Raw genomic sequence first — 23091 nt, forward strand, 5'->3', positions numbered from 1 at the left:
CAGGCTGATGGTTTCAGTAACATTCTCACCTTCAGCCGATACTGCTCCCGGATACTTCTCGACATCAACTTTGATGTTCAGATCCCACCAGGAACGCCCCAGCATCAGGCGCGTCAGCGGTTTTTCCATATAGTTGAGCGGATAGCTTGGGTTCATCATGCCCGCTTTGCCGCTACTTTCACCGTAGATCATCTTGTTATCGACAAGCGATTTTTTCAGCTCATCAGAACACTGCGTGCCGCCAGTATAGGCATTGTTGGCGTAGCAGTTCAGGAACTCGGTGAACGTTTTAAAGCCCAGCTCGTCGTCCTTGCCGCTTTCATAGCGGTATTCAATTTTATTCCACAGCCAGACCGACATGTTCTGGTACAGACGTTCCAGATCGACGCTGTTCAGACGCTCACCTTTGCGACCATTGGTCCGGAAGTAGAGCTCATGCTGATACAGACGCTGAATGTTGGTGCCTAAATCCGCAGCCTGCACCATCGCTTTCGCGGTGTCGGCGTCAAGATTCAGTTGCGTATACTGCGGAACATACATTGTCCCCGTCACAGGAACACCCGTGCCAGGACGGTATTCCAGACAGTTGACCTCGTAGTGGTATGTCGAGTCCTTACACTCCTTCAGCCCCGGGAACGCTGCAAAGATCTTATCTTTTGCGGCTTTCAGAGACTCATCAGTTGGATGTTTAGCAACATCAATAAATGCGTATTGAGTTACTTGTTCACCATCAACCTCTTCTTGCCAGCTGGCAACTTCCAGTTTCGGTTTCTTATCTGGTTTGTTATCAATCTGATATTTCCAGATAACTTCTTTCGTTTTTTCATCAATGGTGTACGGCAGTTCACCTTCTACCAGCGGATAACGTTCATAGACCCACATCCCTTTTTCATTCAACTGACGAACGCGATCCGGATATCCCTGAGGATCGTTATTCACCACCGACTTGTTAAGAGCCATCGACAGACCTGCGGCATCCAACAGGCGCACAAAGCCAGACGCGCTCTCTTCCTTAAGATTGCTCATCACGTTTTCCATGATCAGCACCGAGCCACCTTTGTTCAGATAGGCGATTAGATCGGTCACATCCTGCTGGCTCAGCTTCGGTTTGCTGGTATCTGCACGCAGAGGCACTGCATAGGGATCGCCCCCCACCTGAGTCACATACTCAAAGCCGTTAAGGATCAGCAGCGGCATTTTCTGCGGATCGAGATCGCCATAGCTACTTAAATGCTCAACGGAGATACCCGCGAAATCCGGATGGAAGCCGAACTCAGCACTGTTTCCTGTAACCTGACCATGACGTTTGAAATAGACGGTATCCAGGTTGGTGCCTACGGTCATGCTGGCTTTCGCGTCCGGCGTCCATTTATCGTCGGACAGATAGCGCAACACGTTCTGCATAAAGTGCTTCATGTCATTTGAATCACTGTTACGCATACACTGACCGCTTTTATCAACGCCGCCTTCCCAGCTGTAACCGTTCGGGCAACGCAGAATGCTGTTGTAGTGCGGGTTACCGATAACCATCAGCTTACCTTTGCCGACTTGCCCCAGCGAGATAAACGGCAGGTTGAAAGTGGCAGTTTCGCGTGTCACGTTCTCCGGGCGCACAATGGAAGGCGCTTCAGTAATGTACGCCAGCTCGTTTTTATCCCAGGCGCGTTTTTCGCCGAAGGCCAGCCAGTAGTTTTTATCATTACGCGCCATCAGAATCGGGAAGGCCGCGTTGGAGACATTCACCACTGCCTGACCGCGCGCATTACCGGTGCTACCATAGAAGTTGGTAGAGTCATGGAAGACGTGGAATTTCGTCACCGATTTGTAATCTTCATCCACGCCCCACAGCTTGTTGATAACGCCCTGAATCTGGCCGTCATTAACATTGCGCGTCGTCAGCGAGAACCAGCGAGCCTCGTTACAGCCGTCGGTTTTCGCACAAATCGCGGTATCGATCTCTTTGGCCTGACCCGTCTTAAACTGCTCGATAAATTCGTTTGGCAGCACAACATTTTGATCGCCTTCATCCAGCGTAGCGCCATTGGACAACGAGAGATTGATAATCTCGTTGATCACGTTGGGATATTCGGCAAAGACCTTGCGTACATCGTCCGCAACAACACGGGTATTATTTTGCCCGGTCGTCGAATAGCGATGAATAAGCTGATCAATATTCGCGCCGCGAACTTCGTCGCCCAGCTCAGTCAACGCAATAGTCGACTTATTGCCGCGTACTGAGCCCAGTTCAAAGGTGTCGATACCAAAGGAGATGGTTTCGCCCCAGCTGAAGTTGAATTTGCCGTTTTCGCCAGTTACGCCACGGCCTGAGCTGGTGTAGTAGTTGACGCCAGCAACACCATATCCCTGGCTATCCACCAGGCGACCTTCGGAGAGAATGATTTCAGTAGGTTGATACTGATAAAACTGCTCCGCGTTGGCCGACACGAAGGAAGCGTTCAGATCCGGTTTTGTTCCCGGCGTGGTGACTGGCACGACCGGAGAGGTATGAGTGGATGGCGCTTTATCAGTCGCAGCATTGTTTTCCACCTCTTCATTGACCAGCTTGCTGAAATTGTCTGTTGCCAGATCAATTTGCTTATAGAGTTTTTCAAAGCGTGCGCGATTAACTACTGATGAGAAGGTCAGACAGATCTGTTCTGCATCAGCAGGGCAACTATTACTGGACGTAACCAGCGAAACCGCATTAGTTTTCTTATTTGCAGAATCCGCCAACTCCAGTGCATCCTCCAAGCTAAACGACTCTTTGTCAACCGCACGCAGGCTACACGCAGCTTCTGACTGAGTGTTGAAAGTGGCAATGGTCGTACTGCCAACCATGCAACTCACTGTATTGCCTGGCGTAAAGGTAAAGCCGTCGCTGGATTCACCATTACAGGTAGCACCAGTTACCCGCAGGCTTCCGCCCAGGGTCAGATAACCGGTTTTCGTGGGAACAGGTTTTGGCTCCGGTACTGGTGTCGGCTCCGGTACTGGTGTCGGCTCCGGGTTTGGCGCTAGATCGGGTTTCGCTTCCGGCAAAGCCCCTGTTCCAGAATCTACAGGCGGCGTATCAGAGGAAGAACCTGAACCGCCGCCATCACAACCGGTTAATAAGGTTGCGCTTAAAATAGCCGCTAAAAGCGATTTTTTATATTTAAATTTTTTATTCATTAATAACCCAAGTGATAATATAATATTGAAATTAACAACCACTATAAATAGTTTTATGCTTTATCTTCTCTAATAACTTCCTCCACTCTTAAGAAAAAGGCATCATTGATAACAAAATAGGAAAAAATATAAAAATACCTCTATATGAGATCTGGCAGGTGTTTTTACAAAATAAAAAAATCAACAATCTTTCGCAATGTAACTATATAAGTTCGTTGGTAGTGTTAACGATTAAGATTGCAAAAGCAACAGATAGTACAGTGTTTGCTCATTGCATGAACACTATTAATATATTCTTGTTCTTGGCGGAGGTGCGACAACATTATTTTCCCTTACGTTTACAGATTAGATAAGGATAACATTGTCAACAAAGATGTTTAAAATTATTCAAAATAAGTGCTCAAGGTACCCGTAATAAAATTAAAGCCCAGTAAGACATGCAGGTTGTCAAAAAAGGGGACCACTCCAAGTGATGTCGGTGGTAAGCCAGTAATCCTTTATAAAGTAGCAGACCCTCGTATTGTTAGAATAATAAATAACGATCCTGCAGTGTTTTTTTCAGATTTAAGCGAAGAGGATTGAGCAACATCACTTACTTTGTGATTTATGCGCTGTTAATATATGTTTATGTCAATAGTGCAGTATGATGCAGATACAGAGTTTTTCTCTCGGCTATAAACACTAACCCTGGAGGCCTCGCAACGGCTATTCCACAAAGAGTGTTATCACGGGTGACGCTGCGTTCAGGGAGGTGTATGACGCCGATGCTTCATCATATCCTCTCAGGAATTAAGACAGCATTGCCATTAAACACACTACGAGCTGCATCCTTCACCGCTTCTGATGTGCCTTCTTCCAGCGTAAAGGCCGTACCGTTACCATCGTTTTTGTCGATAAAAACCCGGCTGTCGCCCAGTGTGACAATCGAATCTGTTGCTTCAAGCGTGGTGTTCAGCGTGGCATTGCGACCAAGACCAAAATCAGTGTTCTTCAGTGACAGCCTGTCAAAGGTAAAACTGCGGTTCTCCCAGTCCTCCTGACTGAATGACGTGGGCTGAGTCAGAACTGCGTATTTTCATGAAAGGAGATCACTCAATAACCCCCTGTGTCAGCATAGTTGTCGCCTAGATTTTTACACAGGAGAGAGACTATGCCCGCACATGCAGTACCAATTGATATAAAAGAACAGGGCGTTACCTGGTTATTACCACCTTATAGTTGGTCCATACGGCATATTGCTCGTAAACTGGACCTGAGCCCTTCAGTAATAGCAAGATGGAGACTTGAACTGGTGCAACAAGGCCTGTTACCTGAAAATGAAAAAATATCTTCTGTCGATGGAAATGAATGGACACCGGAGCGACGATTTTCTGTTGTAATTGAAACTGCAACATTATCTGAAATGGAACTGGCTGATTATTGTCGGAGAATGGGGTTATTTGTTGAGCAAGTTAAAGAATGGAGAGCTATATCCATTCAGGCTCATGAAATGAAAATGGCAGAAAGTCGCCGTGCTGATAAAGAATTACGCGAAGCAAAGACCCGGTTACGGGAACTGGAAAAAGAACTTCTCCGTAAAGATAAAGCTCTGGCGGAAGCAGCTGCTCTTTTGATGTTAAGGGAAAAGTTCAATGCCCTCTGGGACAACAGCGAGGAAGGCTGACTCCTCTTCCAGAGTTCCAGAGCGGCAGAAGATTATTAATCTGGTCAGCGAGGCTGTCAGTTCAGGAGCGAGAAAAACACAAGCCTGCCAGTGTATTGGTATTTCAGTCAGAACACTTCAACGTTGGATGCAGGGTGGTGTGGTTCATGCAGATCAGAGACCAGGTGCATCAAGGCGTACCCCGGGGAATAAACTGTCAGAAACAGAAAGATTAAGAATACTTGATGTATGCAATTCTCCGGAGTTTGCATCATTGTCTCCGAATATTATTGTTCCGACTCTTGCCGACAGGGGGTTTATATCGCGTCAAAATCAACTTTTTATCGCGTATTAAAATCAGCTAACCAACTGACAAGGAGAACCCGTGAACACCAATATAAGCGGCCTGAAGTACTCAAAGCTGTAGCCCCCAACCAGGTGTGGAGCTGGGATATTAGTTATATCCCATCGTGGGTTAAGGGGCAGCATTTTTATCTCTAAATGATCGTCGATATTTATAGCCGAAAAATTATAGCTGCCGAAGTATTTACGAAAGAATCTGGGCAATATGAGGCAGAACTGCTTCAACGTGCTGTATGGAATGAAAAATGTTCATCCCGCAATCTCGTGCTTCATTCTGATAACGGAGGACCAATGCGCAGTTGTACGTTACTGGCAAAAATGTACGCTCTTGGCGTATTAAGTTCTTATTCCCGTCCCCGGGTCAGCAATGATAACCCTTATTCCGAATCGCTCTTCCGGACGATTAAGTATTGTCTATGGTGGCCAGAGAATGGTTTTCGAACCATAGATGAAGCCAGAAGTTGGTTAAGCAGGTTCACGCGATGGTACAACCTGGAACACAAGCACAGCGGTATTAAGTATGTTACTCCGGATGAACGCCATCGCGGAATTGACGCACAAATACTGGAAGCCAGAAAAAAAGTTTATCGCGAAGCTCGCAAACGTCATCCTGAGCGCTGGAGCAAACAGTTGCGTGACTGGGAACTCATTCAGGCAGTTTATCTGAATCCAGAAAAAGAAGCGGCATAACTGTAATTTTATTACATCAGGCGACAACTACCTTGAAAAACGCTGTCCGGTCCCCTGTTCATCTTCCGTGATCGACGGGGGAACACCGTCAAAATGTAATGAACGCATCTATCTCGATTAAAAACGGAACAGCTGGAACTGAGTAGTCTAATTCGCCTACTCACCGGACCATCAGGGAAAACATACGGAGCAACACCTTAGCCCATTCCGGGGTCCCCCTCAGATAGATGCGTTCAGCTGTTACGATCGGCTGTTCAGTGCCGAACGTGAAGGCGGCACACTGACAGAATAGGGATGCCAGACTCATGCCCGACGCAAAATCCATGATGTATCGTATACGTCAGTACCAAAAGTGCGACAGCGGAAGAGCCCCTGAAACGTATCAGTCAACTGTACGCCATCGGGTATGAGCGCGGTACACTGTTATACGAACTAATCGGGGCTTGCCGTCTGAACAGCATCGATCCGGAAGCGTATCTGCTACATCCTGAGCGTGCTGCCGGAATGACCTTCCAACCATATTGACGAACTCCTGCCATGGAACATAGCACTCACCAATAAATAACCGTCAATACGGTGCTCCGTTAACACTTACCGTGTACTGAAGGCAATCCCGTATAAAGTTTCAACTGACATAACTTCATCGGTTCGTAAAAATCCGTTGAAATACAGATGGTTTGCCTGGTCATTACCGGGCAATTTCTGCCATAACCAGTGACAATGACCATTCTGTGTAACTTCGTTGAATGGCACAAACATTTGCCATCAGGTGATTATGTTCGTCGATGTATCTCTTTTCTCCTGTCAGAATGGTGCATAAAGAGGATCATCAGCAGACACAGCCAGTGAACCACCATCCGCGGAACAAAGCGCCGGACCACGCACGGATCCGGCAGGGGCATAACTGGCATGACCAAGTAATTATGTTGCATCTCCCTCACTCCAGGTCCCGATGCAAATCTGGCTGGTACCTGTAAACATACTTCGTACATGTCGCTCTGCAATAAATCCCCGAACCACAGGCCTCACAGAACTTCTTCCCATGAAAAAGCCTCTCGCACATCACACAATGCCACTCCAGCACGACCGATAATGGTGACAAAAATATCGCCATATCTTCAATGTAAGGATGGGATTTTTCCGGATTCAGCACCACGCAGGCTGCCTTCTGTTGCGCGGTCAGGGCATGTAAATCGTGCTCAAACCACGTCTCCTGAGCATCTGTCTGCAAAATCAACCGGCCATGACAGGAAAGGCAGAAACAATGCCGGATATTTCTGCTGAGCGCAGAGTCTGCACTGATAATGTGCTCACCCGGCGTGATCCCCAGCCCCGTGTTTATACCGTTCATCCTGCTGCTGCCTCCTCACTGAAACGCCCTGTATGACAATGTGTACAATAGCGTTCCCCATAATAATCGTGGCGACATTGTCTGCAGTGCCAGCTGGCTTTACGCACTACAGGTAAAGCATCCGGTACCCATTGCTGCAGACGTTTAATCAACTGTATTTCTCTGCGCTCCGGTCTGACATAAGGGCACTCATGACCGTGCTCTGTCAGCCCTTCGTCAGTGTGTTCAAACCAGGGACGTTCAGTGTCGTATTGCGGATGGTATCTGAGAGCACTGCCACAAAGATGGCAGGTATAACGATCGTATGGCGCAATCTGTGCGGTACGGGCACCAGTCAGACGTCCGTTGCCATCAAGTGCGAGAAAGGATTTTGCGTACATAGTCATATTCCTCAGCCGCCAGACGACACGCAGGCAACAGCCGTCCTGGTACGGACAGCATGGTCAGGGTGTGAATGGCGGTTCAGTTAAAATCTGGACTGGGGTTTGGGTAAAGCAGGCTGGTTGCTGTTACAGCACTGTGGTTGTCACACAATGGCGCTCTGGCGTAAAAAACAGTCAGTGGGCGAGTGGATACATCGTTGCCGCCAGACAACAGCCCATGCTTTTGGTTTGCCGGGTATTGGCGCACTAGTCGTGCTCAACTCCGGCTACAGCCAAAATTGCGCTCACCGGTGCCGTTGACTTTGGTGTACTCTTTCGCGAGATAGTCAGCACGCTTCAGCATATCCCGTAAACCAGCATCATCATCGCGTTCCAGCCACACCGCCGGCCAGGCCGGAAAATGCACCAGCGTGGCATAGCATCCGGTATCCACCCCCAGGGCACTGCACCAGGCCTGTTTAATCATCCCGGCCAGTGATCCCGGAGCGCGGTAATCGCCGGCACGACACCAGGTATCCCGGTTAACCAGCAGCAGGAGGTGATAGTGTTTTTTGCCTTTAAGCTCCCCGAATTCCCGGGCCCAGGCGTAATGCAGGGTCGTGGGATGTACGCGTTTACCTTCACGGCGCTTACGCTTCTGGTAAGCGTCGATTCGGGCTTTCAGGGCATTGATGAAGCGGGATATCACAGCTGCGTCCGTTGCTGCCGGTACATCCGGGAGACGCAGGTCAACCCGCAATGCCGTCAGGCGGGGATGAACATCCAGTGCGCGCAGCACCGTCTCACGGATACGTTGTTGCCAGAAGGGGTTGTACTCGTATGTCATGGTTAAATCTCCGTATGGTTTCGTTCATACGGAATAACCACGCTGTAAAAAATGTGCAGAGTCCCTGAAGTGATCTCCAACCGGACAATGTCTCAGGCACTCTGTGATACCCCAACTGTCGTCTCCGGGCTGACGGTTGAATTTTCAGCGTTGTTTTTTTAATGCAAAAAGCCGGTTACGGATAAAACTGTGAGGAGGGCGTTATGGTGATACGCAAAACGGTGTGCAGGGATTGTGGCTTGTGCTGATTCTGGCTGTCGTTTCAGGCGTCAGTGTATTTGTACTGTTGCAGTAGGTTACAGGGGAGGGATTATCCGGAATCAACGGGGCAGAACGCCCCGCCGCCTCTGCGTTTGCTGTGCCAGACAGTAACGCACCGGATCCCCGGTAAATACGAGAAAACCTCAACAGAGGTCGGTAATGCCGAAAATCAGCCTATGACCACCCACACCTCCGGACACCATTCCCTTTTGATTTCGAATTCTTTGTTGTCGCTATACCGCTTAACGTTCCCGGTATTATCCTGGCTCCCGACAACAGGAACATATTCAGCTTTTAACAACCTGAGAAGAGCCAAAAAGAATCACAGAGCAAATAACACCTGGCGCAATACCGCTGTGATTGCCGAACGTTCAGGTGACATATTTCCAGACAGAAGCCGGAACGCGATCGTAAAGTTTGTTCATGGTTAGTTCTGCCAGCCGGTGATCGACCGCAGAGTTGAAGGCTTCCAGCTCCGCAGGGGTAAGTTTATAACGAGTGTGGGAAATCACTTTTTCCAGCGTCTCCCGGGATGAACAACGACGGAACTGATACAGCCAGTCTTCTTTGGTTTTAACTTCCATTAGCCTCTCATCACTTTATGCTGCAATTAACGTGATACTGTAAGCATACCGCACCAGACTGGCATTCTGGTACCCTCCCCAAACTCATTACTCCCATGCCAGCACTTAACCGCTCTCTCAGACTGTCACTCACCAGGTCGGATACACTTACCGCTCAGGCGGATGCTTAATGCACTCTGTTCACGTGGGTTGCAGGTACGTTTTATATACGCAGGTTATACGCCAGCTATCAGGGATAGCCCTGTGGGTACAACGCAATCTGTTGCTACTGCGCTCTCATGCCCACTGATTACACTCACAGTGTTTATTTCACATATATGAACTCATGTATTTGATCTCTCTTATATATTTATAATACCAATCAGACAGTCTTATCCCATCGGTGGTACCTGTCGCCTGCCCACCAAGCACGGGCTGCCCCACCGTAACCGCCCCGTAAATAACTCTGCAATTATCAGAACGACGGCTCTTCCCCTCGTCCTCCCGAAAATCATACCTTCTCTGTCGTGCGTACGCGCGAGAAGCATCGTTTCGCGGTAGCCACCGGGTATCTCAGCATCATGCTCCCTGTTTATCTCCCGGCAGGAACATTCCCCTACTCATTTTTTACGTTTCTTCCCGGTTGTTATGCCGGTGAAGGTGGTGCGTTGTTTTCATCACCAACGCCGGTTGAGATTAACAACATCCGGAGGAACATTTTCATGAATACCCCAGTTTCGCTGATGGATGACCAGATGGTCGACATGGCATTTATCACTCAACTGACCGGCTTAACCGATAAGTGGTTTTATAAGCTCATCAAAGATGGTGCCTTTCCTGCTCCCATCAAACTGGGCCGCAGTTCCCGCTGGCTGAAAAGCGAAGTGGAAGCCTGGTTGCAGGCGCGTATTGCACAATCCCGTCCGTAATTCTTAACCGTTATCCGTTCACCTGCAGCAGACGCAATTTCCGGCCTGCCGGGGCATTCTGCTGCCTGTTATACCCCGTAAGGAATATGAAAATGAAACCACAGTATCAGACCCGTTACGAATCGCTGCACGAAAGCTACCAGAAATGGCTGACCGGCTTCACCCGACACGCCGTATCCTGGGGGATGTGCCATCCGAACATCTATTACTTCCATAATCTGATGGCCGGATGGATATCATTCAATGGTGAAAAACCTGAGATCGCCATTGTTCCCCAGAGCCTGCACCGGATCATTAACGGTAATGATAAAAAAGCCATACCGCCCCTGGACGATGATTTGGTGGTGAGTTTATGTACCACTGAGCATTTGCTTGTGCATCATCCGATGCTGGAAGGTGTTCTGTTATCTGAATGTGAGCGCCTGGGACAGCACTCTCTGGCAAACAGACTGATCAGCCTCTTTCGTCAGTTCAGTGGTACCGAACTACGCCTCAAGCTGGTCTGGTTGTGCTGGTATGACTTAATGATCGGCAACAGCCTGAAAGACTGGACAGAGAATCTGAAGCGCAAATCAGAAAAAGAACTGGCGGAATGGGTCATCGAACGACAGACTGAAAATGAACCCCTGACGTATCTGATGGATCAGTATGTACTTCTGGCATACCGCACAACGGTTGATACTGCTCACTACTGATGGCCCTTTAGTGATACCGGAAGGTACAATTCCGGGGCAGCAGAGGATACTCCCGGCTGCCCCGACAGCAAAGCACAGCGGAACTCCGCCCGTTAACGTTTCTCCGGTCCTAAGACATCAATCATCTGTTCTCCAATGACTGGTCTAAAAACCAGTAGTAAGACTATCATTTATTTAAGTGATACTGGTTGTCTGGAGATTCAGGGGGCCAGCTCACATTGAATAATAATATGTGTATCACACTGAAGCATTATAACTTTTTTGGCGTATCTGCATCCGCTGACAACATGATTTACATATACCACCAATGAAAATACGCAGATGTTAACGAGAGCCTGTTGACGCTCATCTGTCCATACTGAAAAAATGCCAAATCCCCTCATTAATTCTCTGCGTTCAGATTTCTGAATTGTCACTCAGCATAATCACATGCGCCCGCTTACATCTGATATGTCCCCTCTCATCCAGATTTACGTGCTGAATACCAGTCCAGCAAAGGATAATAAAAAAGCCAATGCACTATCTGTCGTGCCCTGAATGTATACCGGGACATCATCAAAAGTTACTTAACCAGAAAAAAACCTGTAAGTCGTTTTTTCACGCCTGCACAGAAATAATCTTTCCTTTACAGCATCGCTTCCTTTCTCCTTACAGAATTTGCTCCGTTGAAAAATAACAACATAAAATTTGTCTTTTATTCAGAGTAACCAGAACATTTATCCTGAGCAGTTTCTCCCGGATTTCCTGCAATTCCGCCAATACGTTCGTCAGATAACATTCAAATGCGGACCGTATACTAAAGTGTATAAAAACATGATTTCTGCACAGTAATATTCGCTCCAAACCTTAATAAATCAGGACAGACAATTATGGCGATATCATCACTGTTTTCAGCCAGTGTATTGTACCCTCCTGAAAGCAACAGTACATTTTATTGCGTTGTGGACCGCTTCCGTTGTAATACCCTCATCACGCCCCAAAAATACATCAATCTGACAAAGTACATTAAAAATACATACATCCCCCGGTAACACTGCGCATTCCTGTTAATAGCCTCCGATACGGATACCTCCCCTGTTTTGCAGGCAATAAGGAAGCGACACTGTCACAACTTCTCATCATCACCATGCAACCAGATAAAGTAAAAAACTCTCTTCCGGAATATTACCGAAGAGATGGTTGGTGCTGACCACCTCATATCGCCTCTGCCCCTGACAAACAACAGGAAAACCTGCTTAAAAGAGCTTTCAACAGCGAAAACATCAGCAAAACACGCCAATGAGCACCATGATACAACCTGTTAAAAACCTTATAAAAGCCCCTGGATTAACACAATATCACTACAGGATGACTACCAGAGTGATTTTTAAGTGACTTGACGAACACAACAAAACCATTGTATCACTACTAAAAGTATCACTACGTAGTTTGTTTGAGACATCAGATAATGGCTAAAGAATATCCATACGACCCCACAGGACCTGTAAAAACCCGGGATTTGCGGGTGTGTAAATTTTATACAAAAGTTTTAAAAACCGAATTTAATAACTTTCCTGATATCCCCTGTCAGGATATCGAAATTTGCAGATATGAATTAAACAACGCAATTCACAAATATGCGCCCAATGAATTTGCCATAAAAAGTTTAATGTTCGCCTTGGAGAGTAAGCGGGAAGAAAATATTCTTCCGGATGAATCATTCAACTGGTTGAAAAAGAATGAGAGAGCCACATTCTGGTTATGGGCAACAATCCACAACATGGATGACATTGAGCTAAAATACATGTGTGACTACAGCAATGAAAACCTGCGCGACGGTCTTTCCACCACCTGGTATCAGCGTTTAAATTTAAGTCTGTCACCAACAAATCATCAGGACAGAATAAACCTTATCATCGCATTTATGGATGAGCTTATTTTCCCTGCACCTCCAGTGATGCACAGAAAAAAAACACTGATGGAGAATCTGAAACAAAAATGGAAAACAGTCTTCGCCAGACCGTTACCATTAAAATGGTTGCCGGATAACGATGTGGACGCTGTATTGTGGGCCTGGGAATCTCTGAAAAAACACCAGTCCGGAACATTCGGTTCTTTCGGGAATACAGGTCCTCTACTGACTCAATGGTTCTCTCCTGTCAGCCATTCAGAACGCGCTCTGGCTTTACAGGCAGCTCTCGATGTCTGGGATGCACCTGACAGCAGACGTTTGTTTTTGCTTAATCTGAATAAAGCCTGGAATCAGCAAAAATTACGTAAATCCCGTACAGATAAAAAAGCAATCAACACTTATCTGAAAAACGAAACTAAAACCCGGCTCGATTTAATGGCGGAACACAACAGATTGCGTATTGGAGATATGCTGGAGAAACTGATTAATGAGTACTATCAGGAACATTTTTGCATGCAACACAACCACACAGAAACAAAAAACCCGGCTGACGACAAATTCTGAAGCACATTCAAAATAATTTCAGACAGATATTATCTCCGGGGATCCCCGCCACCTTTCCGGTGCGCGGGGTTTTGTCTTTTTTCACCGGGAATACATGTATGAATCCGTCTGATGCCATTGAGGCAATTGAAAAACCGCTCTCCTCCCTGCCTTATTCACTTTCCCGTCACATCCTGGAACATCTGCGCAAACTCACCAGTCACGAACCCGTGATTGGCATTATGGGTAAAAGCGGGGCCGGTAAATCCTCACTCTGTAATGCACTGTTTCAGGGGGAGGTCACCCCGGTCAGTGATGTTCACGCCGGCACCCGGGAAGTGCGGCGCTTCCGTCTGAGTGGCCATGGTCACAGCATGGTTATCACTGACCTGCCCGGGGTGGGCGAGAGCCGGGACAGGGATGCAGAGTATGAAGCCCTGTACCGTGACATTCTGCCTGAACTGGACCTGGTACTGTGGCTGATTAAAGCCGATGACCGTGCCCTGTCTATGGATGAGTATTTCTGGCGACACATACTGCACCGGGGACATCAGCAGGTGCTGTTTGTGGTGACGCAGGCCGACAAAACGGAGCCCTGCCATGAATGGGATATGGCAGGTATTCAGCCTTCTCCCGCACAAGAACAGAACATTCGTGAGAAAACAGATGCGGTATTCCGGTTGTTCCGGCCCGTACATCCGGTTGTTGCCGTATCGGCCCGCACTGGCTGGGAACTGGATACACTGGTCAGTGCGCTCATGACAGCGCTTCCCGACCATGCCGCCAGCCCCCTGATGACCCGCCTGCAGGGCGAGCTGCGCACGGAGTCTGTCCGGTCTCAGGCCCGTGAACAGTTTACCGGTGCGGTGGACCGGATATTTGACACGGCGGAGAGCGTCTGTGTTGCCTCTGTTGCACGCACGGTTCTGCGTGCCGTCCGTGACACGGTGGTCTCTGTTGCCCGCGCGGTATGGAACTGGATTTTCTTCTGAACAGTCTGCCAGGGGAAATGCATGATTACATTGCGTTAACCAACTGAAAACATGACACAAACACCTCACACCCTCCTGTTTCTCTTGCGTGACAGTCCTGCTATCAATAGAATAAAACGATCGATTAAACAGGTATCGATCGTTACTATCGATCATTTATAGTGGTTAATGGCCTGCGTAAAGGCAGCTGAATCTCTTCATCATGCAGAACGGAATTGCACACAACGGACTGATACTTCTCTGGCGGATGAGAGAGGGGGAGCGTTTATATCCGGGAAAAACCACTTTATCTGACCATGCTATTTTGTACCTGCCGGTATCCACTTTTGTGGGTACCGGCTTTTTTATTCACCCTCTGTAAGGAAAAGCTGATGAAACGACATCTGAACACCAGCTACAGGCTGGTATGGAATCACATTACAGGCACCCTGGTGGTGGCTTCCGAACTGGCCCGCTCACGGGGAAAACGCGCCGGTGTGGCGGTTGCACTATCTCTTGCGGCTGTCACGTCAGTTCCGGCACTGGCTGCTGACACGGTTGTACAGGCAGGAGAAACCGTGAACGGCGGAACACTGGCAAATCACGACAACCAGATTGTCTTCGGTTCAGCCAACGGAATGACCATCAGTACCGGGCTGGAACTGGGGCCGGACAGTGAAGAAAACACCGGTGGGCAATGGATACAGAGTGGCGGCACAGCCAGAAACACCACTGTCACCACAAATGGTCGTCAGGTAGTGCTGGAGGGGGGAACAGCCAGTGATACGGTTATTCGTGACGGCGGGGGGCAGAGCCTGAACGGACTGGCGGTGAACACCACACTGATTAACAGAGGCGAGCAGTGGGTTCATGAAGGCGGGGTTGCCACCGGTACAATTATTAACCGCGACGGTTACCAGAGCGTTAAAAGTGGCGGACTGGCAACAGGAACCATCATCAACACCGGCTCAGAAGGCGGCCCGGATTCTGACAACTCGGACACGGGTCAGAAGGTCCAGGGAACAGCAGAATCTACCACCATCAACAAAAATGGACGGCAGATTATCTTATCTTCCGGGATAGCCCGTGACACTCTCATTTACGCAGGTGGTGACCAGTCGGTACACGGAAGGGCTCTGAATACCACACTGAATGGCGGTTACCAGTATGTGCACAAGGACGGACTGGTGCTGAACACGGTAATTAACGAGGGGGGCTGGCAGGTTGTTAAGGCAGGTGGCGCTGCTGGTAACACCACCATAAATCAGAACGGTGAACTGAGGGTACATGCTGGCGGGGAAGCCACTGCAGTCATCCAGAACACGGGCGGTGCACTGGTTACCAGTACTGCTGCAACTGTCACCGGCACAAACCGTCTGGGGAATTTCTCCGTGGGAAATGGCATGGCAGATAACGTCGTTCTGGAAAATGGCGGTCGTCTGGATGTACTGGAGGGCCATTCAGCCTGGAAAACACTGGTGGATGACGGCGGTACCCTGGCAGTGTCTGCCGGTGGTAAGGCAACAGGTGTCACCATGACATCCGGTGGTGCCCTGATTGCAGACAGTGGTGCCACTGTTGAGGGGACCAATGCCAGCGGTAAGTTCAGTATTGATGGCATATCCGGTCAGGCCAGCGGCCTGCTGCTGGAAAATGGCGGCAGCTTTACGGTTAATGCCGGGGGACAGGCCAGCAACACCACTGTCGGACATCGTGGAACACTGACACTGGCAGCCGGGGGAAGTCTGAGTGGCAGAACACAGCTCAGTAAAGGCGCCAGCATGGTACTGAATGGTGATGTGGTCAGTACCGGCGATATTGTTAACGCAGGGGAGATTCACTTTGATAATCAGATGACACAAGAAGCCGCGCTGAGCCGTGCTGTTGCAAAAGGCGACTCCCCGGTAACGTTCCATAAACTGACCACCAGTAACCTCACCGGTCAGGGTGGCACCATCAATATGCGTGTTCGCCTTGATGGCAGCAATGCCTCTGACCAGCTGGTGATTAATGGTGGTCAGGCAACCGGCAAAACCTGGCTTGCGTTTACAAATGTCGGAAACAGTAACCTCGGGGTGGCAACCTCCGGACAGGGTATCCGGGTTGTGGATGCACAGAATGGTGCCACCACAGAAGAAGGTGCGTTTGCCCTGAGTCGCCCGCTTCAGGCCGGCGCCTTTAACTACACTCTGAACCGTGACAGCGATGAAGACTGGTACCTGCGCAGTGAAAATGCTTATCGTGCTGAAGTCCCCCTGTATGCCTCCATGCTGACACAGGCAATGGACTATGACCGGATTCTGGCAGGCTCCCGCAGCCATCAGACCGGTGTAAGCGGTGAAAATAACAGCGTCCGTCTCAGCATTCAGGGCGGTCATCTCGGACACGATAACAACGGTGGTATTGCCCGTGGGGCCACGCCGGAAAGCAGCGGCAGCTATGGCCTCGTCCGTCTGGAGGGTGACCTGCTGAGAACAGAGGTTGCCGGTATGTCACTGACGACAGGAGTGTATGGTGCTGCAGGCCATTCTTCCGTTGATGTTAAGGATGATGACGGCTCCCGTGCCGGCACGGTCCGGGATGATGCCGGCAGTCTGGGCGGATACCTGAATCTGGTACACACATCCTCCGGCCTGTGGGCTGACATTGTGGCCCAGGGAACCCGCCACAGCATGAAAGCGTCATCGGACAATAACGACTTCCGCGCCCGGGGCTGGGGCTGGCTGGGCTCACTGGAAACCGGTCTGCCCTTCAGTATCACTGACAATCTGATGCTGGAGCCACAACTGCAGTACACCTGGCAGGGACTCTCCCTGGATGACGGCCAGGATAACACCGGTTATGTGAAGTTCGGGCATGGCAGTGCACAACATGTGCGTGCCGGCTTCCGTCTGGGCAGCCACAACGATATGAGCTTTGGTGAAGGCACCTCATCCCGTGACACCCTGCGCGACAGTGCAAAACACAGTGTGAGTGAACTGCCGGTGAACTGGTGGGTACAGCCTTCTGTTATCCGCACCTTCAGCTCCCGGGGTGACATGAGCATGGGTACAGCCGCAGCCGGCAGTAACATGACGTTCTCACCGTCCCAGAATGGCACGTCACTGGACCTGCAGGCCGGACTGGAAGCCCGTGTCCGGGAAAATATCACCCTGGGCGTTCAGGCCGGTTATGCCCACAGTGTCAGCGGCAGCAGCGCTGAAGGCTATAACGGTCAGGCCATGCTGAATGTGACTTTCTGATAATCAGGTCACTCCCCTTCAGGCCCCGGTCATTATGACCGGGGCCTTTTACTTTCAGGGAGTAACAGATATGCCGGGTTGTACATCACGTTTATTGCCCGAAGGCCCTTTCTCACGCGAACAGGCGGTTGCCGTCACAACGGTTTACAGCAATGTGTTTATTGAAGATGACCAGGGAACGCATTTCCAGCTGGTTATCCGTAATGCTGAAGGTCAGTTGCGCTGGCGGTGCTGGAATTTTGAGTCTAACGCCGGAAAACAGCTTAATGTGTGGCTCGCCAGTGAAGGGCTTCTCAGACAATAAACGTCATTCATTTCACCCATCAGGTCGCGCCTTCTCCGGAAGACGCGGCTTTTTCATTTATACCGCTTAATCATTCATAAGGAGCAATTATGCGATTAGCCAGTCGTTTTGGTCATGTAAACCAGATACGCCGTGACCGTCCGCTGACACACGAAGAGCTGATGCACTACGTACCGAGTATTTTCGGTGAAGGCCGGCATACCTCCCGCAGTGAGCGGTATGCGTACATTCCCACCATCACCGTCCTGGAAAAACTGCAGCAGGAAGGCTTTCAGCCATTCTTCGCCTGCCAGACCCGTGTGCGTGACCAGAGTCGCCGGGAATACACAAAACACATGCTGCGTCTGCGGCGGGACGGAGAGATAACCGGTCAGCATGTCCCTGAAATTATTCTGCTCAACTCTCATGACGGTTCATCCAGCTACCAGATGTTACCCGGATATTTTCGTGCCATCTGTACCAATGGCCTTGTCTGTGGTCAGTCTCTGGGAGAAGTCCGGGTACCACACCGGGGAAACGTGGTGGAAAAAGTTATCGAAGGGGCTTACGAAGTGGTGGGCGTTTTTGACCAGATTGAGGAAAAGCGTGATGCCATGCAGTCGCTGGTTCTGCCACCACCGGCACGTCAGGCGCTGGCACAGGCAGCCCTGACTTACCGTTATGGTGACGAACATCAGCCCGTCACCACTGCCGACATTCTGACACCACGACGCAGGGAGGATTACGGTAAGGACCTGTGGAGTGCCTGGCAGACCATCCAGGAAAATCTGATGAAAGGCGGCATTCCCGGGCACAGTGCAAAAGGAAAACGTATCCATACCCGTGCCATTCACAGCATCGACACTGACATTAAGCTCAATCGCGCGTTGTGGGTGATGGCAGAAACGCTGCTGGAGAGCATGCGCTGATGCAGCCTGTCCCTGAATCACCCGACGCCCCGGAGGCGCTGCCGGGGTGTCGTTCCATTTCTGATGATGACCTGTGCGCCTGGTGTACCCGTCTGCTTTATCGTCCCGGAGAACTCAGGCTGTGCAGACTTAGTACAGGCAATGGCATCTGACCATCCGCCTGTGACCGGAACGATTACGCGTACGGCTGTCCGGAATTTCAGCCGAATTGCATTCATCCCTGAAATTACCGGGTCTCTCGGTCAGTGATGAACGTGATGTTGTCAGCCCCCCGACCTTTACTCCCTCTCATTTATTCACATTGTAAGGATTTCACACATGAAAGTCGTTTCTCAGAACACAACTGATCTTTCTTCAGCTACAGCACCAGGGAATAACCAACCTCAGCTGGTTGCCACCCTCGTCCCTGATGAACAGCGCATCAGCTTCTGGCCGCAGCATTTTGGCCTCATTCCACAGTGGGTGACCCTGGAGCCCCGTATCTTCGGCTGGATGGACCGTCTGTGCGAAGACTACTGTGGCGGTATCTGGAATCTGTACACCCTGAACAACGGCGGGGCATTTATGGCACCCGAACCGGATGACGATGATGACGAAACATGGGGACTGTTCAATGCCATGAACGGTAACCGCGCTGAAATGAGTCCGGAAGCCGCCGGCATTGCCGCCTGTCTGATGGCGTACAGCCATCACGCCTGTCGTACGGAATGTTATGCCATGACGGTCCACTATTACCGGCTGCGGGATTACGCCCTGCAGCATCCGGAATGCAACGCTATTATGCGCATCATCGACTGAATGGAGAGAGGCACAATGCAGCAGCTTTCCTTTCTGCCCGGAGAGATGACACCCGGCGAGCGCAGCCTCATTCAGCGGGCCCTGAAAACCCTGGACCGTCATCTTCATGAACCCGGCGTGGCCTTCACCTCCACGCATGCGGCACGGGAATGGCTGATTCTAAATATGGCAGGACTGGAGCGTGAAGAGTTCCGTGTGCTGTATCTGAACAACCAGAATCAGCTGATTGCCAGTGAAACCCTCTTCACCGGCACCATCAACCGCACGGAAGTCCATCCCCGGGAGGTGATTAAACGCGCCCTGTACCACAATGCCGCTGCCGTGGTGCTGGCACACAATCACCCGTCCGGTGAAGTCACCCCCAGTAAGGCTGACCGGCTTATTACTGAACGTCTGGTTCAGGCACTGGCCCTGGTTGATATCCGGGTACCGGACCATCTGATAGTCGGTGGCAGCCAGGTTTTCTCCTTTGCGGAACACGGTCTGCTTTAACCCGTCACCGTCACAACCACATCACACTTGTTTTCACTTTTATCTTCTGTCTTCAGAGGTATCCCACCATGAAAATTATCACCCGTGGTGAAGCCATGCGTATTCATCAACAAAATCCTGCATCCCGTCTTTTTCCGTTCTGTACCGGTAAGTACCGCTGGCACGGCAGTGCTGAGGCGTATACCGGTCGTGAAGTGCAGGATATTCCCGGTGTGCTGGCCGTTTTTGCTGAACGCCGTAAGGACAGTTTTGGCCCGTATGTCCGGCTGATGAGCGTCACCCTGAACTGAATCAGGACGGACATTCTGATGAGCCGAATTATCGCCACCACCGGACCATTCTTAACCGATTTTCTGTGAGGATTTTATCGTGTCAGACATACTCTCCGGGACAATGCTTCCCGACGACAATCACGACCGTCCCTGTTGGGGGCTCCCCTGCACCGTGACGCCCTGTTTCGGCGCCCGTCTGGTGCAGGAGGGTAACCGGTTGCATTACCTTGCCGACCGTGCGGGTATCAGAGGCCGGTTCAGCGACGCGGATGCGTACCATCTGGACCAGGCCTTTCCGCTGCTGATGAAACAACTGGAACTCATGCTCACCAGCGGTGAACTGAATCCCCTCCATCAGCATACCGTCACGCTGTATGCCAGAGGGCTGACCTGCGCAGCCGATACCCTCGGCAGTTGTGGTTACGTTTATCTGGCTGTTTATCCGACGCCCGAAACGAAAAAGTAAATCATCAGAATAATCTTCTGCTCCGGCCTGGTGTTTTCACCACGCCACTTTCCCATTTTTTATATCTGCATATCAGGAAAATCTTCAGTATGAAAACATTACCCGATACACACGTACGGGAGGCATCGCGCTGCCCGTCTCCCGTCACCATCTGGCAGACACTGCTCACCCGACTGCTGGACCAGCATTACGGCCTTACGCTGAATGACACACCGTTCGCTGATGAACGTGTGATTGAGCAGCATATTGAGGCAGGTATTTCACTGTGTGATGCGGTGAACTTTCTCGTTGAAAAATACGCGCTGGTACGAACCGACCAGCCGGAATTCAGCACCTGTACCCGCTCTCAGTTAATAAACAGCATCGATATCCTCCGGGCTCGCCGGGCGACCGGCCTGATGACCCGCGACAATTACAGAACGGTAAATAACATTACCCTGGGTAAGCATACTGAGGTGAAACGATGAAACTTTCCCTGACGCTGGAAGCCGACAGCATTAACGTGCAGGCACTAAACATGGGGCGAATTGTCGTTGACGTCGATGGTATTGAGCTCGCTGAACTGATTAACAAAGTCGCTGAAAACGATTATTCACTCCGCGTGGTGGAGGAATCCGACCAACAGTCAACCTGCACACCACCACCGTTTACGACTCTTTCCGGCATACGCTGCAGTACCGCACATATCACTGAAAAGGACAACGCCTGGCTGTACTCGCTGTCACACCAGACCAGTGACTTCGGTGAATCAGAATGGATTCATTTCACAGGTAGCGGCTATCTGTTACGTACCGATGCGTGGTCATACCCGGTTCTGCGGCTTAAACGCCTGGGGCTGTCAAAAACGTTCCGCCGTCTGGTTGTCACACTTATCCGGCGTTATGGCGTCAGTCTCATTCATCTGGATGCCAGTGCCGGATGTCTGCCGGGGTTACCCACTTTCAACTGGTAACCTGGACAAAAGACACAGTATGGAATCATTAACCACAGAAACGGCGCTGGATATTCTGATTGCGTGGCTGCAGGACAATATCGACTGCGAATCGGGAATTATCTTTGACAACGATGAGGATAAAACGGATTCGGCAGCGCTGCTGCCCTGTATTGAACAGGCCAGGGAGGATATCCGTACCCTGCGCCAACTGCAGCTTCTGCACCAGAACCGATGAGTCTTACTCATCATCTCACTCACCAGACTTCATTCCACTGACGTCAGCCTGAACAGGGCTGGCGTTTTCGTTTATAAACCAAAAGGGAAACCGATAATGTCAGACATCACAATCTCCCGTCCGGAAGTGGTCACCGGGCATACGGACGTTATCTGCTCCACCAGTATCCGACACGCTGTGACGGTACGGAATGCAGCACTGCAACAAACCGAAACGCTTATCCGGCAACTGGCAGAAATCTCAGTGCTGACAGCAGGCATTGGCGGCAAAACCGCCCTGGACTGGGCGATGAAACAGGATTTTCGCTGCGGTTGCTGGCTGATGGAGAAACCTGAAACGGCAATGAAAGCCATCGCACGCAATCTCGATCGCGAAATCTGGCGTGACCTGATGCAACGTTCCGGGATGCTGAGTCTGATGGATGCGCAGGCCCGGGACACATGGTATCGGTCACTGGAATACGATAACTTTCCGGAAATCAGCGAGGCGAATATCCTGAGTACATTCGAACAACTGCACCGGAGTAAGGATGAGGTGTTTGAGCGAGGGGTGATCAACGTCTTCAGGGGACTGAGCTGGGATTACAAAAACAATTCACCCTGTAAATTTGGCAGTAAAATTATCGTCAACAATCTGGTGAGGTGGGACAGATGGGCATTTCATCTGAACAACGGCCCACAGGCCGATCGACTTGCCGACCTAGAAAGAATGCTGCATCTGTTCAGCGGCAAACCGATCCCCGACAACCGGGAAAACATCACTATTCATCTGGATGATCACATCCAGTCTGTTCAGGGTAAAGAGAGCTATGAAGATGAGATGTTCAGCATCAGATACTTTAAGAAAGGCTCCGCGCACATCACGTTCAGAAAACCAGAACTGGTTGACAGGCTTAATGATATTATTGCAAAACACTATCCAGAAATGCTGCCTACAAGATAGCTTAATTTCTGACATAATCATTGCAGCAGCCCCCTCACAACCTGTAAGGCTAACTTACAAGTTCAGTAGACGGAATATTGCTGCTTTACTATAGTGACAGGAATCTCAAAGTGGCACAGAATCCCTCCTGCTCCACAAGCAAAATCATTTGGGGGCATAACAGGGGGCATCTAGAAAAATCAGTAAGATAAAATCCATTTATAACAATACAGTTAACCA

20 protein-coding genes and 4 pseudogenes are annotated in these 23091 nt (G+C 50.0%); 17 read left to right on the forward strand and 7 right to left on the reverse strand.

Annotated elements, in window-relative coordinates; genetic code table 11:
* Positions 1 to 3171, reverse strand: a 3171-nt coding sequence (locus FEK47_RS17135; RefSeq protein WP_138183300.1) for an SslE/AcfD family lipoprotein zinc metalloprotease, incomplete at its 3' end; no start/stop codon positions are given.
* Positions 3172 to 3973: 802 nt separating this feature from the next.
* Positions 3974 to 4243 (reverse strand): annotated as a pseudogene (locus FEK47_RS17140) (hypothetical protein); the annotation flags it as partial.
* Positions 4244 to 4321: 78 nt separating this feature from the next.
* Here FEK47_RS17140 and FEK47_RS17145 point away from each other — a divergent pair.
* Positions 4322 to 5866 (forward strand): annotated as a pseudogene (locus FEK47_RS17145) (IS3 family transposase).
* A 145-nt stretch (positions 5867 to 6011) separates the two neighbouring features.
* Positions 6012 to 6374: pseudogene (locus FEK47_RS17150) on the forward strand (transposase); the annotation flags it as partial.
* Between the two features lie 429 nt (positions 6375 to 6803).
* Here FEK47_RS17150 and FEK47_RS17155 read toward each other — a convergent pair.
* From FEK47_RS17155 to FEK47_RS25500, 5 genes and pseudogenes are all read right to left on the reverse strand, one after another.
* Positions 6804 to 7217, reverse strand: coding sequence for a putative zinc ribbon protein (locus FEK47_RS17155; RefSeq protein WP_135487007.1), 414 nt, complete (start codon positions 7215 to 7217; stop codon positions 6804 to 6806).
* A complete protein-coding gene (locus tag FEK47_RS17160; RefSeq protein WP_001603510.1) occupies positions 7214 to 7597 on the reverse strand; it encodes a putative zinc ribbon protein in 384 nt (127 codons plus the stop codon). Before FEK47_RS17160 ends, FEK47_RS17155 begins: the two co-directional genes overlap by 4 nt.
* Positions 7598 to 7856: 259 nt before the next feature.
* On the reverse strand, positions 7857 to 8426 hold the full coding sequence (locus FEK47_RS17165; RefSeq protein ID WP_001603511.1) for an inovirus Gp2 family protein: 570 nt from the start codon (positions 8424 to 8426) through the stop codon (positions 7857 to 7859).
* A gap of 632 nt (positions 8427 to 9058) precedes the next feature.
* The gene (gene hha / locus FEK47_RS17175) at positions 9059 to 9271 is read right to left on the reverse strand and encodes a hemolysin expression modulator Hha (RefSeq protein ID WP_000453333.1); all 213 of its coding nucleotides are present in this window, start codon (positions 9269 to 9271) and stop codon (positions 9059 to 9061) included.
* 309 nt (positions 9272 to 9580) lie between these two features.
* A pseudogene (locus FEK47_RS25500) lies at positions 9581 to 9798 on the reverse strand (hypothetical protein).
* A gap of 174 nt (positions 9799 to 9972) precedes the next feature.
* On the opposite strand from FEK47_RS25500, the gene FEK47_RS17180 reads away from it, so the two are divergent.
* The 15 genes from FEK47_RS17180 to FEK47_RS17260 all read left to right on the forward strand — a co-directional run bounded on the left by FEK47_RS17180 (position 9973) and on the right by FEK47_RS17260 (position 22872).
* Positions 9973 to 10179, forward strand: coding sequence for an AlpA family transcriptional regulator (locus tag FEK47_RS17180; RefSeq protein WP_001095912.1), 207 nt, complete (start codon positions 9973 to 9975; stop codon positions 10177 to 10179).
* 86 nt (positions 10180 to 10265) lie between these two features.
* Positions 10266 to 10874 carry a hypothetical protein gene (locus FEK47_RS17185; RefSeq protein ID WP_064717899.1) on the forward strand — a complete coding sequence of 203 codons (609 nt, stop codon included), beginning with the start codon at positions 10266 to 10268 and terminating at the stop codon, positions 10872 to 10874.
* A 1447-nt stretch (positions 10875 to 12321) separates the two neighbouring features.
* Entirely contained in the window at positions 12322 to 13329 is a 1008-nt protein-coding gene (locus FEK47_RS17190; RefSeq protein WP_135487006.1) for a hypothetical protein, read from the forward strand.
* 98 nt (positions 13330 to 13427) lie between these two features.
* The gene (locus FEK47_RS17195) at positions 13428 to 14300 is read left to right on the forward strand and encodes a GTPase family protein (protein WP_135487005.1); all 873 of its coding nucleotides are present in this window, start codon (positions 13428 to 13430) and stop codon (positions 14298 to 14300) included.
* Positions 14301 to 14671: 371 nt separating this feature from the next.
* Entirely contained in the window at positions 14672 to 17521 is a 2850-nt protein-coding gene (gene cah, locus FEK47_RS17200; RefSeq protein ID WP_135487004.1) for a calcium-binding autotransporter Cah, read from the forward strand.
* A gap of 70 nt (positions 17522 to 17591) precedes the next feature.
* A complete protein-coding gene (locus FEK47_RS17205) occupies positions 17592 to 17825 on the forward strand; it encodes a DUF905 family protein (RefSeq protein ID WP_135487003.1) in 234 nt (77 codons plus the stop codon).
* Positions 17826 to 17914: 89 nt separating this feature from the next.
* Complete coding sequence (locus FEK47_RS17215; protein ID WP_135487002.1) at positions 17915 to 18733, forward strand: DUF932 domain-containing protein; 819 nt, start codon at positions 17915 to 17917, stop codon at positions 18731 to 18733.
* Between the two features lie 318 nt (positions 18734 to 19051).
* A complete protein-coding gene (locus FEK47_RS17225) occupies positions 19052 to 19531 on the forward strand; it encodes an antirestriction protein (protein ID WP_135487001.1) in 480 nt (159 codons plus the stop codon).
* Positions 19532 to 19546: 15 nt separating this feature from the next.
* Positions 19547 to 20023 (forward strand): RadC family protein, encoded by a 477-nt coding sequence (locus tag FEK47_RS17230; RefSeq protein ID WP_135487000.1) that lies wholly within the window; start codon positions 19547 to 19549, stop codon positions 20021 to 20023.
* 68 nt (positions 20024 to 20091) lie between these two features.
* On the forward strand, positions 20092 to 20313 hold the full coding sequence (locus tag FEK47_RS17235) for a DUF987 domain-containing protein (RefSeq protein WP_001603702.1): 222 nt from the start codon (positions 20092 to 20094) through the stop codon (positions 20311 to 20313).
* 79 nt (positions 20314 to 20392) lie between these two features.
* Positions 20393 to 20761: a type IV toxin-antitoxin system YeeU family antitoxin gene (locus FEK47_RS17240; RefSeq protein WP_135486999.1), complete on the forward strand. Its 369-nt coding sequence runs from the start codon at positions 20393 to 20395 to the stop codon at positions 20759 to 20761.
* Between the two features lie 89 nt (positions 20762 to 20850).
* On the forward strand, positions 20851 to 21228 hold the full coding sequence (locus tag FEK47_RS17245; RefSeq protein ID WP_001604178.1) for a TA system toxin CbtA family protein: 378 nt from the start codon (positions 20851 to 20853) through the stop codon (positions 21226 to 21228).
* The gene (locus FEK47_RS17250; RefSeq protein ID WP_135486998.1) at positions 21225 to 21713 is read left to right on the forward strand and encodes a DUF5983 family protein; all 489 of its coding nucleotides are present in this window, start codon (positions 21225 to 21227) and stop codon (positions 21711 to 21713) included. Before FEK47_RS17245 ends, FEK47_RS17250 begins: the two co-directional genes overlap by 4 nt.
* A gap of 19 nt (positions 21714 to 21732) precedes the next feature.
* Positions 21733 to 21930 (forward strand): DUF957 domain-containing protein, encoded by a 198-nt coding sequence (locus tag FEK47_RS17255; protein WP_021581277.1) that lies wholly within the window; start codon positions 21733 to 21735, stop codon positions 21928 to 21930.
* A gap of 96 nt (positions 21931 to 22026) precedes the next feature.
* Positions 22027 to 22872 (forward strand): DUF4942 domain-containing protein, encoded by an 846-nt coding sequence (locus FEK47_RS17260; protein ID WP_135487012.1) that lies wholly within the window; start codon positions 22027 to 22029, stop codon positions 22870 to 22872.
* Positions 22873 to 23091 lie beyond the last annotated feature (219 nt).

This window comes from Escherichia sp. E3659 (assembly GCF_005781135.1).
Lineage (GTDB): Bacteria > Pseudomonadota > Gammaproteobacteria > Enterobacterales > Enterobacteriaceae > Escherichia.